The organism is Acinetobacter thutiue (genome assembly GCF_030385805.1).
GTDB lineage: Bacteria > Pseudomonadota > Gammaproteobacteria > Pseudomonadales > Moraxellaceae > Acinetobacter > Acinetobacter corruptisaponis.
This window is the reverse complement of record NZ_JAUDZE010000001.1, coordinates 1,091,434-1,104,377: the sequence shown is the minus strand read 5'-3', so window position 1 is coordinate 1,104,377 and position 12,944 is coordinate 1,091,434. Positions and strand designations below refer to the sequence as shown.

Genomic DNA, 12,944 nt, shown 5'->3' with positions numbered 1-12,944 from the left:
CTATGGCTGTAAAACTTTTATGGTATCTCACCTCTCCCGATGGACCTTATCCGTGGCTGGAATCTGGTCGCTGGGATACCGACTATGAACATTTGCAACAGATTGCAATTACCGCAGATCGTCTAGGTTTTTACGGTTCACTGATGGGAACAAGCGAATATGAAACACTGGCTGTTGCTGCGAGTTTAATCCCATTTACGGAACGCTTGAAGTTTTTGGTTGCACAGCATCCAGGCGAGGTTCAACCTGCTGTTTTAGCGAAATATGCACAAAGTTTTGATGCATTTTCCCAAGGACGTTTGTTGTTTAACGTGGTCAATGGCAATGACAAAGGTTTAGCAGCTTTAGGGATTCATTATTCGCATGATGAGCGTTATGACTTTAGTAAGGAATACTGGACCGCTTTCCAACAGAATTATCTAGGGGATAAATCTGGCTTTGAGGGAGAGTTTATTCAAATTTCTCCACGTCAGGAGGGTGCTTCGCCAATGTCAACCTGGCATGGCCCAACGCAAAAACAAGGTGTGCCACTTTGGGGGGCTGGAACGTCTGTAAAAGGCGTACAGCATTCGGTTGAGTTGCTGGATGTGTATTTAAGCTTTGCCAATACACCACCACTACTAGGGGAAAAGTTCAGTAAAGTTGCGGCTGAAGCTGCAAAAGTTGGACGTCGCCTTGAGTTTGGAACACGCTTACAAATTATTGTTCGTGAAACGGAAGAAGAAGCATGGCAGTACGCGCAATCTCTGCTCGATAAACTTGATGTCAATTATGCGATTGAAGCGGTAAAACGCCAGCTTCCACCTGATGCAACGTTTGAGACTTATCAAAGTAACAATCATGTTGTTCAAAAAAATCTGGAATTGTTACGTCAGGGGATTTTACCTCAAGCCAAAGATTTTGAAATTTATCCAAATATTTGGACAGGGCCATCCTTGTTTGGGTTTGATATTTTAAATCCTGCTGCAGGTACAGCGCTGGTTGGTAGTGCTGAAAATATTGCCGAGCGGATTAAAGAATATGAGCGCTATGGCGTATCCGCTTTTATCTTGTCTGGTTTCCCTTTAATTGGTGAAGCTTATCGTGTTGCAGATTTACTGTTCCCTTTACTTGAGCTTGATCATGGCTTTGAGCTACCGAAGTTAAAACATCGCTCATCTGTAGATTCCCTTGTTAAAAAAATCGTCGCCTAAAGGGAGAATGACATGAGCAAAATTACACGCAGAGAATTACTTAAAAAGACGGGTTTGGGTGTAGGAACATTGGCTGCCGCAAGCCTGATCGGTTGCTCTCGTTCTGATCCAACAACATCAGAAACCCATGCAAATATAGACCAGAATGAGACACCGCAAAAAGGTGGAGTCATCAAAATTGGGGTGATTAACGGTAATCAGGCTGGGAATTTAGATGCCCATAAACCGATTGGCATGTCCAGTGCATTTAGAGGCTGGCCTTTATATGCCAAATTATGGGAATGGGGACGTGATATCCAGCCTAAATTGGCGCTGGCTGAATTTGCAGAACCGAATGAAGATGGAAGCAAATGGACCATTCGCCTTAAAAAAGGACTTGAGTTTCATCATGGTAAAACCATTACCGCTGATGATGTGATTTTCTCTTTACGCCGTCTGACAGACCCTAAACTAGCTTCACCCTTTGCAGCTTATCTTTATTCATTGCAGCGTGATGCGATCAAAAAACGTGATGATTACACGGTTGAAATTCCATTTGCTCAAGGAAAAGGCTTGGTTGCCTTGCCTGAAGCGTGGATGAGTTGGGGCGGGATAGTTCCCACAGATTATGATCCAGTCAACAATGTGGTGGGGGCAGGTCCTTTCAAATTAGACAGCTTTAGCCCAGGTCAGCGTTCCCGTTTTGTCCGTTTTGAAAACTACTGGAAAGACAATCAACCTTATGCTGATGCCATTGAAATTATTGATTTTAAAGACCAGACAGGTCGCCTTGCTGCGTTGCAGTCAGGTCAAATTGATATTGCTTCAGGCATTAGTGCTGAACATCTTTCCTTGATCCAAGCCAATAAACGCTTGAATGTGGTTTCATCTGAAACAGATGCCTGGCAATCCTTTGATATGAATACCACCAAAGCACCTTTTAATGACGCTCGGGTAAGACAGGCATTTCGCCTGATTGCAAATCGGGATGATTTAGTCAAACGTGTATTGGCAGGGCAAGGCCGCATTGCCAATGATCTGTATTCATTTAGTGATCCAGTTTATAACCATGATATTGCTCAGCGTCAGCAGGATTTGGCAAAAGCGAAAACATTATTAAAACAAGCAGGTTTTGATAATAACTTAAAAGTTGATTTGTATACAGGACCTGACAGCAATGCTGCCTTGGTCTTTGCTCAACATGCGGCTCAGGCAGGTGTGATTGTTAATGTCAAACAAGTGGAGGCAGCAACATTTGCAGATGCAGTCAAACAGGATTGGGCATTCAGTACAGGTTCTAATGTTTCTCGTCCATTCTTATTAACCGTCTTACAAATTGATGGGCCAGGCGCAGCCAATAATAAGACCCGTTTTAATAATGAGCGTTTTACTGAACTGGTACATGCGGCATTACAACAACCAGATCTGGAAAAACGTAAGGTTTTGGTGCATGAAGCCCAGCAGATTCAACATGAGCAAGGTGGTTTATTGATTTGGGGCTTTAATAATGTTCTGGATGCCCATTCTAGCCAAATTGGTGGCGTAACCCCTGATCGAACAGGATTTGCTGCATGGCGCACGGATGAATTCTGGCGTAGAGGGTAATGAAGATGACGACTCAAGCTAGCAAACTAGAGACACCCGTTCAACATCAAGCACTCGCCAAGTCGTTTGAATTTCCTGCATGGTTACCTTGGTTTCTGACGCGTGTCGTGTCAGGACTACTGGTTATTTTTGTCATTAGTTTAATTGTATTTATTGCCACACAGGCGCTTCCATCCGATCCAGCGCGTGTCATTTTAGGTGCAGAAGCACCAGAAGCAACGGTACAGGTGTTACGTGAACAATTGGGGTTGAACCAACCGATATTGCTTCAATATTGGAACTGGCTCAGTCAATTATTGCAAGGTAATTTTGGTCGTTCGATTGATTCCAATGTCCCTGTCTCGCAGATTATTCAAAATTATTTTGGAAATACAGTTGCGTTAAGTAGTTTGGTGATTGCAATTACGGTACCGATTTCAGTGGTACTGGGTGTGTGGTTATCGCTGCGTCGTGATAGCAAACTAGATCGGATTATTGTCTCCAGCTCGATTCTGTTTAAGGCTGTTCCTGGATTTGTGATTGCGATTTGGTTAATGATGTTTTTTTCAACGTCGATCTTGCATGTATTACCCGCAGCATCGTTGTTGATTCCAGGACAGTCACCTTTTAGCCAGTTAGAGTTTTTGATTTTACCGATTCTAACCTTGGCATTATCCTTGATTCCTTATCTGATGCGTCTGGTCCGTGGCTCCATGATTGATGCTTTAGAGTCAGATTACGTAACCTCTGCACGATTGCGCGACATCCCTGAACGTCGAATTATTTGGAAGCATGTTTTACCGAATGCCTTAGTACCCGTAGTACAGGGCACTGCATTGACCATACGGGTTTTGCTCAGTGGGGCGTTAATTATCGAAGTGGTATTTAGTTATCCTGGTATTGGCAATGCATTGAATGCTGCAATTGAAATGAGGGATATTCCCACCATTCAAGCGATTGTTTTATTGCTGACCATTTGTGTAGTGGTGGTGAATTTAATTGCAGATTTAATCACGACTTTACTGACCCCAAAAATACGTACTGCAAAAAAACATAAGGCACGTTCACCAGGTCTACGTCAGGCAATACGTTTATGGAAATCAGGTCGACCGATTACGGTCAAGCCTGTCGATCGTCGCAATGCCTTAAAGAATATTCATTCAGGGGGCGAGAAATGAGCACATTTCACTGGTATGAAAGAACCTTTTTTAAAACACTAATACGTGAGCGACAAGTCCGTTTTGGGGTTGTGGTCACCAGTCTGGTTTTGACTTTCGCATTGCTTGGACCTGTATTGGTACCTTTTGAACCAACAGCATTGGTGGGAATGACCTATGGTGCCCCCGAGGGAGACTCATTTCTAGGTTACGACTATATTGGGCATGATGTCTGGTCACGGGTACTCGCTGGCGGCGCTTCTATGATCTGGATGACGCTTGCAGCCAGCTTGGTTGCTTTGGTTATTGGTTCCAGTTTAGGCATATTGGCTGCTTTTGCCCGTAATAAGGTAGATCAGTTTGTGACGTGGCTCACTGATGTTTTTATGGCATTTCCTGATCTGATTTTAGTGTTGCTCATTGTCTCCATGCTCGGACGTGAACCTTGGCTGATTGTGCTGACTGTTTCAATTGCTTTTATTCCAGGGGTGATACGTCTTGCACGAAGTGTGGCACTCAATCTGGTTGAGCAAGAATATGTCGAGGCTGCCAAGATTCTCGGTTACTCAAAAACCTATATTTTATTCCGTGAAATCTTACCCAATATGCTGACACCTTTATTGATTCATCTGGGGGTGATGCTGACTTGGGCGGTGGGGATGTTATCTGGTTTGGCTTTTCTGGGTTATGGGGTTGCGCCGCCAGCAGCAGATTGGGGGCTGATGATTAATGAGAACCGTGCTGGATTGTTGGTTCAACCATGGGCGGTATTTGCACCTGTGATTTTAATTGCCTTGTTTGCACTTGGCACCAATGTGCTGGCTGAGGGTGTGGGACGTGCAGCAGCTCGGATTGAGGAAAAATAAGCATGGCAAATACCTTTAAAAATACAGTATTGAGCGTCTCAGATTTAACAGTGGCATTGGTGAATACGGGTAATCACGTGGTTTCTGATATCGCTTTCAGCCTACGCGAGGGTGAAGTCCTTGGCTTGGTTGGCGAGAGTGGTTCAGGAAAAACCACATTGTCCAGTGCTTTATTAGGCTATGCGCGACACGGTGCCAAAATTATTCAAGGCATGATTGAGCTAGATGGTGAAGATATTCTGAGTCTGGATGATCATGCTTTACGCCAAGTTCGTGGTTATAAAATCAGTCATGTTGCCCAAGATCCTGGAACAGCACTGAATCCAGCATTAAGTATTGGTCAACATTTACTGGAATTATTAGAAGTTCATCAATCCCAGTTATCTAATTCTGAAAGACAGCAAAAGGTTGCCAAAATTTTAGATGAAGTCGGTTTGCCTCATGATGATGTTTTTTTAAAGCGTTATCCTCATCAGCTTTCTGGTGGTCAACAACAACGGATTTTACTGGCATTGGCATTTTTGCTACAGCCACGTTTGATTATTTTGGATGAACCTACAACGGCACTGGATGTGACGACCCAGACTTTGGTGCTCAATATCATTCGTAAATTATGTCGGGAATATAATGTTGCCGCCATTTATGTATCGCATGATTTAACCGTGGTAAAAGATATCGCAGATCGAGTGATTGTGTTGTATTCAGGGCGAATTGCTGAAGATGCAGTTTTAACCCAATTATTTGAAACGCCTAAACATCCTTATACGCAAGGTTTGCTTAATGCCATTCCCGATGTGGTGATTCGTAAATATTTATCCCCAATTGAGGGACATGCACCCTCACCAAATGATCGTCCGTCAGGCTGTGCCTTTGCCGCACGTTGTACTTTTGCGACGGATATATGTCGTCAGAGGCAACCTGACTTGATCCAATTAAAAGATGAATTTGATCCGCATTTTGTTGCCTGCCATCACTCAGATGATGTGGGTGTCATCACATTTAAAGAGGTTGACCATCATGTGATCGAATTGGAAACCAACAAACAAGCATTGCTGAAAGTTGAGCATATTAATGCTTGGTATGGACAACAACAGGCACTGTTTGATGTCTCGTTTCAATTGCAACGAGGTGAATGTCTGGCTTTGGTCGGAGAGTCAGGATCGGGGAAAACCACGTTGTCCCGTGTGATTGCGGGATTAAATGAAAATGCAGAGGGTCAGGTGGTTTTAGCGGATGAAGTCCTATCATTACAGGGGCAACAACGCTCTTTGCAGCAACGCCACAAACTGCAATATATCTTCCAGAATCCTTATAAGGCCCTGAACCCAGCGCATACTATTGGACAAACCTTAACCAAAGTAGTTCAGCATTTCTTTGCATTATCCAAGCAAGAAGCAGCAGAACAAGTTGTACGGGTATTGAAACAGGTATCACTGCCTTTACAAGTTCAGGAACTGTATCCAAGAGATTTATCTGGCGGAGAAAGGCAACGTGTGGCAATTGCACGAGCTTTACTGTGTCAGCCTGATGTGTTGATTTGTGATGAGATTACCTCTGCTTTGGATGTTTCTGTACAAGCATCTATTTTAAAACTGTTACAGCAGTTGCAACAGCAAGGTGTGACCTTGTTATTTGTGACCCATAACCTTGGGGTGGTACGTGCCATTGCTGATCGGGTTGCCGTATTAAAACATGGACATATCGTCGAATACGGTGAAACCGATCAAGTGCTCAGTCATCCTCAACATGGTTATACCAAAACTTTGCTTAGCCATGCACCAAGCTTATTTAAGAGCAATGTGCATGATGCTTGCGCATAAAAAAGAACAGATTTTTCGGAGTTAAACATGAACGATATTCATCAGCACAATTTTTTAGAATTGGGTAGCGTAAGACATATTCAAAGCGAACAAGAAGCACTTGAGATTGCAAAAGAGGTAGCAAAGCAACTGAATCAATTTGCTCAAGATCCTGCCTATAACAAGACCGTACCTTATGAACAGGCGCGCTTAATTTCAGAAGCAGGTTTAACCGCAATTATTGTTCCTAAGCAATTTGGTGGCTTAGGCGCGAGTATTCCAACGCTGGCCAATGTGGTGAAAATTATTTCATCCGCAGATGGTGGTGTGGGGCAGTTGTTGCAGATTCATTTCACCATGTTCCGAGGGATTTTAACGGGTTATGAAGATGAAATCCGTGATCAGTTATTGCGTGATGTATTGAGTGGCAAGCGTTTAGGTAACGCCTTGGCTGAAGTGGGCGGTAAAGATAAATTTCAGCATAAGACACGGGTAGAACGTAATGCACAAGGGCAATTGATCTTAAATGGCAGTAAGTTCTATTCCACAGGTTCTTTATTGGCGGAATGGATTTCTTTATTTGCAGGTAGTGATGAGGGACCTGTTTCTATCCTAATTCACCGTGATACGCCAGGCGTAGAACTGTTGGATGACTGGGATGCCATGGGACAAAATAATAGTGTCAGTGGCACAGTGAATTTTAAAGATGTGATTGTCGATGAACGTTATGTCGCCAAGCGCAATACAGGTGGTTTGGGCACCGTTTTACGGACAGGTTTGACTTGGCCGCAGATTTTACATGCAGCAATGGACACAGGCATTGCTAAAGGCGCATTAGAGGGTGGGATTGATTATTTACAACATCATGCCCGTCCGTGGGTTGAAAGTGGAGTCGATTCTCCAACTCAGGAACCACATATTATTAAGCAAATTGGTGAGTTTGCTGTGTTAGTCCGCTCGGCAGAAGCACTTTTAGATCGCTCAGCACAGATTTTTGAGCAGCATTTAGCCAATGTCGAAGATGAAGATTTACAAACTGAATTGATTTTATCGGTTGCTGCGACTCGAAGTCAGTCTGATTATGCCTCTTTAAAGATTTCCAGTGAGATTTTTGGCTTATTAGGGGCAAGTTCAACTTTATCGAAATGGAATCTGGATCGTTTCTGGCGTAATGCACGTACGCATACCACGCATGATCCAATTCGCTGGCGTTTGTATCATGTTGGAAATTATTATTTAAATAATATTCCACCAGGTGAATATAATTCTGTGCTGTTAAAGAAGCAGGCAGAGAATGTGACTAAATTTTCTAAGTAAAATGAAGTAAATAAAAAAGGTTGTCATCACGACAACCTTTTCTTTTTAAGAGTTATTAAGCCACTTGCGCTTGGATAGAAATGTCTTGTGCAAGCCATTCACGGACATTGATTTGCGCAGGAATAAATTTCCAGCGATAGAGGAAGTCACTTAAATCCTGTAATGCAACAATCGAGATTTCATCAAAATTGGTATTCAGTTTTAGATGTGCATCTGTACCATAAGCTGCATGGACCCATTGCTCACTACTATTACATTCTTTCGCCAGATAACGATGGGTTTCATCGGCATGTGCATGTGCCCATTGTTCTGCCTGTAAAACAGCATCGACAATCGATTGTGCTTGTTCAGGATATTGGTTTAGAAAATCTTCATCAACCGTCAGTGTTCGAGGTGTGCCATTATTGGAACGTAGGATTGGATCAGGATGTGAACCAATATCAATAATGGTATGCAAGGCAAAATCATGGGCGATTTGTGCGGCATGCGCACCTTTTAAAAAGATCGCATCGACATCGCCTTTGATCAGTGCCACGATTTCTGCACTGGCATTGAGTTTATTTCTTTCGCCAAAGAAACTGGAGTCATTTTCTTCAGCCTGTTGTTGCTGCACTGCCAAAATATCAGCACGGAGGCAATCGACCAGTTCAAGATCACTGACATTCAGATCTACCGTTTTTAATGCATTTTCCAAACCACGAATGGCTTGAGCACGTGAGAAATCAATCAGTGCATCCTGATTGAGTGGTAGCCCAAAACGTTTAGCTTTTAAATCTGCAACGGTTTTAATGTTGGAATCATAGCGGGTGAGCAGCAATTGAATTTCATCTGCCCAAGATAAACCGATTACTTTGGTTTTTTGACCTGAAGCATAGGCCCAGATTGCAGGGATACTGCCACCATGCCGAACTGAATTGGCAAGCGTATGGTTAAAATGAGAGTTACGGATGTCTTTGGAATTGGATTCACGAATGGATTTAATCTCAATCTGTTGTCCGCCAAATTTTTCTTTGAGCCAACCTTTCTGAATGGAAATGCCGAGACCCGTAGGAACTGGGCAGCGTGTATACCAAAGTGTGTCTAGTGGCTGAGTTTGATGTGTTGTCATAGGAACATCCTTTTGTGGTTTATATGCTTTAAAGCAATATTGATGCCATTGATTAAGTTTATGATTTTTATGGATTATATTTAATATCTATTTTTATGATGTTGATATATCAAATTTTGTTGCGATTACAGCAGATCATTTGATGGAATGTTTTAAATTCAACACCTGTATATGGGGTGCTTTTATAAAAATTATATAAAACAATAGATTAGAATGTTTTTTAAATTGATGAATTTGGCATAAATCTCGCAATCATCTGCAAGTCTTAAATTCTTGCTGTATTTTTATGTTGAAACATTATCCATTGTTGCGAAGTCTGGCCTTATATCGTTTTATGCCATTTCGCTTTTTGCTGACGGCAACTTTATTTATCATGGCCAATATTGGCCTGGCCTTACAACAATATTCGATTGGTCATGCGCTTGATACCTTAAAACACAGTCAGCCTGAAACTTTATTTCAACATGCGGTGACTGATCCGTTAAATCCCTGGTTTTGGTTTATTTTGCTGACCAGCATTGCCTTGCTGCGTGCCATTATTCAGTATCTGGCAGGTTTGAGTGCCTTGACCATTGGGCAGCAATTACTCAGCATTTTGAGGGAACGAATTTTTAGTCAGGTGCAGCATTTAGATGTGTCGTGGCATTGGAAGCATGGATTGGGGGAAGTGTTATCCAGAACAACGCGGGATTCAGATAAATTAAAAGAGGCGTTAATCAACTTTTGGCGGCAGGTGTTTGAATCGAGTCTGGTGGTTGCTGCAACGGTGGGATTGTTGTGCTGGTATCATCCGTGGCTCGGACTAGTCCCACTGATTTTTATTTTTTTAGGTCTTTGGGTCTTGTTTAAACTCACCAATCAACTGGTCGCGCTTGATCATCAAGTGGCGCATGCCTATGAAAAGGTCAGTGATGCTTTAGCTGAAAGTGTCAATGGGGTTCGGGTGGTTAAGGCATTTCAACTGGAAGATAAGCTGTTACAGCGTTTTAACCATGCCGTAGATACCTTTATCCAGCATTCCATTCAAACCATTCGTACCAGCGCCAAGCGTTTACCGATTCCTCAAGTGATTATTGCCTGTTCCTATTTATGGGTGATCGCCTTTGGGGCTTATTTGATTGGTCAGAACCAGTTGCAGGTCGGGCAGTTTGTGGCAGCGGCACTGATGGCGAATTTATTGGTATTTCGTATCGAGAGTATTGGACAGGTTTTGCATATTTTTGCGGATGCACGTTCATCGGCAACCCGAATCTGGCAAATGCTGGATGAACAATCTGCCATTGTAGATGCCCCGCAACCTGTATCAATGCAATACCAAGATGGCTTAAACATTAAACTGGACAGTGTCAGCTTTCAGGATAAAACCACACAAAAGTATATTTTAAGACAATGTCAGGTTGAATTTCAGGCAGGTGAAATCGTCACCATTGTCGGGAAAACGGGTGCTGGTAAAACTACCTTGATGAATTTGCTCAATCGTTTTATTGATCCAACAGAGGGAAATGTTCTGATTGGTTCAGATCAGCATGGTTGGACGAATATTAAAGATTTAAGCCTGATTGAATTACGTCATTTGGTTCAGATCATTCCTCAGGAAAATTTCTTTTTCTCAGGGACTTTGGCAGATAACCTCAGAATTGCCAAGCAAGATGCAACCGAGCAGGAGATGCGAGAGGCCTTACATTTGGCGTCAGCCTCAGAACTGTTACAGCGCCTTGAACATGGGTTGGACACCTTAATTGGAGATAAAGGTGTGACTTTATCGGGCGGGCAAAAACAACGGATTGCGTTGGCACGTTCCATTTTAAAGAATTCACCGATATTGGCATTGGATGACTCAACCAGTGCATTGGATTCGACCACCGAAAAACAGGTGTTACATCGCTTATCTGCATTGTCTGAAAATACGCATCATCTCAAAAAAACCATCATTATCAACTCAAATAAACAGACCACCATCGCTTTATCTGATCGTATTATTGTGTTGGATCAGGGACAAATTATCGCTCAGGGAACACATCTCGAATTGGTACAACATTGCCCATTTTATCGGGAGTTAATGGGATTTCAGTTAGAGTCACAGGAGATTGAAGCATGAATACCACGGTTAAAAATTTCCGTCCTTTGACCAAAATCTCTGATCTACAAATTGAAGAAAACTTGGCGAAAACCTCAATCCATCGGGGAATGTTCAAGAAACTGATGCCTTTAATTTATCCCATTCGTTACTTAATTCTTGCCTTGATCATAGTAGAAATTCTGCAAGTGATGAGTATCTTTATCCGTCCGTGGGCGGTGAAGTACATTCTAGATTCTGGATTTCAGCAAGTGGCTGGGAAATTGATATTGCAACAACCTGTGTTGTTGACTGCACTTGCTATTTTGGCATTGAGTTGGATTTGTCGTTTTAGTTTGGCGGGTTTATCCAAATATCTTTCAGGGCGTGCTGCCTTAAGGGTAATTAATGATTTAAGGCGTACTTTATTCCAGCATATCCAAAGCCTGAATATTGGTTATTTTGATCGAACCAAAGCGGGACGGATTATTTCACGGGCAGACCGTGATGTGGATACTTTGGAACCTGTGTTGATACAGGGACCACCAGAATTACTCTCCGCAATGTTACGTTGTGGTTTAGCTTCAATCCTGTTATGGCATATTTATCCGCCATTTTTCTGGTGTTTATTTGCGATTTTGCCGATTTTATTTGGCATGACCGCCATCTTTAAAAAATCATCACAAAAGCATTGGGGACGAGTTGCAGAAGAACGTAGCCGATTCACCGCACATTTGGTTGAAACGGTGAATGGTGCCAAAATTATTCAGCAGCTCAATTATACCGAGACCAATCAGCGCCGTTATCGGGACTTACTAAAGGATTTTAATAACTCTATTATTTATGGCAGCAAGCGGACCAGTTGGTTTGCACCTTTTACAGGCCTGCTTTCAACGATTGCGACGGCTGGCTTTATTGTGATTGGCAGCTATGCCTATAGTAAGGGCGTGATCAGTATTGGACAGTTTGCTGAAAGTATTTTTTATGTGTTTTTATTTCTAGCACCTTTACAGGAATTGACTGATTTATTCGAGCGTTATGCCAATGGCGCAGCCTGTGCCCAGCGTATTTTCCTGCTTTTAGATACGCAATCTACGATTCAGGATCAAACGAATGCAGTAAAACTTGATCAGCTTAACGGTCATATTCGTTTTCAGGCGGTGAATTTTGCCTATACCAGTAAACCAGTCTTGCAGAATTTTAATCTGGATATCGAAGCTGGCAAAGTGGTGGCGATTGTGGGGCCGACAGGACATGGCAAAAGTACCATTGTGCAGTTATTAACACGGTTTTATGAACCTCAGCAGGGCGGAATTTTTCTGGATCGCTATCCGCTACAGGACATTCACCTTGCCAGTTTAAGACAGCACGTCAGTATCGTGTTACAAGACAATGTCTTGTTTAGTGGAAGCATCTTGGACAACTTACGTTTAGTTCAATCCAAAGCATCTGATCAACAACTGATTCAAGCGATTGAAGACTTGGGGGCAGATGAGATTTTGCAGCAGCTTCCACAGGGCTATTTCACTGAAGTGGGGACATTAGGTAAAAATCTCAGTCATGGTCAGAGACAACTGGTCTGTCTGGTACGTGCTTATTTAGCCAATCCTAAAATTCTGATTCTGGATGAAGCGACATCAGCCATTGATATTTATACGGAACAGAAAATCCAGTATGCGCTGCGACGTTTATGCCAAAATAGAACCTGTATCGTCATTGCCCATCGTTTAAGTACTATTCGGGAAGCTGATAAAATTGTGGTGATTGAAAATGGGACTGTGGTAGAACAAGGTTCTCATGAGCAACTGCTTCAACAACAGACGGCTTATTATCAGTTATATCAGTCTTATTTACACAATTGGCTTCAATAGTTTGCGTTAACTCA

9 protein-coding genes are annotated in these 12,944 nt (G+C 42.6%); 8 read left to right on the top strand and 1 reads right to left on the bottom strand.

Going from position 1 to position 12,944, the window contains the following annotated elements:
- Positions 1-2 precede the first annotated feature (2 nt).
- From QTA56_RS05455 to QTA56_RS05430, 6 genes are read left to right on the top strand one after another with little or no spacing between them, the layout of a single operon-like run.
- Positions 3-1,193: an LLM class flavin-dependent oxidoreductase gene (locus tag QTA56_RS05455; protein ID WP_267979919.1), complete on the top strand. Its 1,191-nt coding sequence runs from the start codon at positions 3-5 to the stop codon at positions 1,191-1,193.
- 12 nt (positions 1,194-1,205) lie between these two features.
- The gene (locus tag QTA56_RS05450; protein ID WP_267979918.1) at positions 1,206-2,777 is read left to right on the top strand and encodes an ABC transporter substrate-binding protein; all 1,572 of its coding nucleotides are present in this window, start codon (positions 1,206-1,208) and stop codon (positions 2,775-2,777) included.
- A 5-nt stretch (positions 2,778-2,782) separates the two neighbouring features.
- Positions 2,783-3,934 carry an ABC transporter permease gene (locus tag QTA56_RS05445; RefSeq protein ID WP_267979916.1) on the top strand — a complete coding sequence of 384 codons (1,152 nt, stop codon included), beginning with the start codon at positions 2,783-2,785 and terminating at the stop codon, positions 3,932-3,934.
- Positions 3,931-4,779: an ABC transporter permease gene (locus QTA56_RS05440; RefSeq protein ID WP_267979915.1), complete on the top strand. Its 849-nt coding sequence runs from the start codon at positions 3,931-3,933 to the stop codon at positions 4,777-4,779. Before QTA56_RS05445 ends, QTA56_RS05440 begins: the two co-directional genes overlap by 4 nt.
- A 2-nt stretch (positions 4,780-4,781) precedes the next feature.
- Positions 4,782-6,599: an ABC transporter ATP-binding protein gene (locus tag QTA56_RS05435; protein ID WP_267979914.1), complete on the top strand. Its 1,818-nt coding sequence runs from the start codon at positions 4,782-4,784 to the stop codon at positions 6,597-6,599.
- Between the two features lie 27 nt (positions 6,600-6,626).
- A complete protein-coding gene (locus QTA56_RS05430) occupies positions 6,627-7,895 on the top strand; it encodes an acyl-CoA dehydrogenase family protein (RefSeq protein WP_267979913.1) in 1,269 nt (422 codons plus the stop codon).
- Positions 7,896-7,950: 55 nt separating this feature from the next.
- Here the strand turns inward: QTA56_RS05430 and QTA56_RS05425 are convergent, their stop codons facing one another.
- Positions 7,951-9,003: an ABC transporter substrate-binding protein gene (locus tag QTA56_RS05425; RefSeq protein WP_267979912.1), complete on the bottom strand. Its 1,053-nt coding sequence runs from the start codon at positions 9,001-9,003 to the stop codon at positions 7,951-7,953.
- Positions 9,004-9,289: 286 nt separating this feature from the next.
- Here QTA56_RS05425 and QTA56_RS05420 point away from each other — a divergent pair, with 286 nt between their 5' ends.
- Both QTA56_RS05420 and QTA56_RS05415 read left to right on the top strand, forming a co-directional pair.
- Entirely contained in the window at positions 9,290-11,101 is a 1,812-nt protein-coding gene (locus tag QTA56_RS05420; RefSeq protein WP_267979911.1) for an ABC transporter ATP-binding protein, read from the top strand.
- The gene (locus QTA56_RS05415; protein WP_267979909.1) at positions 11,098-12,930 is read left to right on the top strand and encodes an ABC transporter ATP-binding protein; all 1,833 of its coding nucleotides are present in this window, start codon (positions 11,098-11,100) and stop codon (positions 12,928-12,930) included. The genes QTA56_RS05420 and QTA56_RS05415 overlap by 4 nt, the downstream gene beginning before the upstream one ends.
- Positions 12,931-12,944 lie beyond the last annotated feature (14 nt).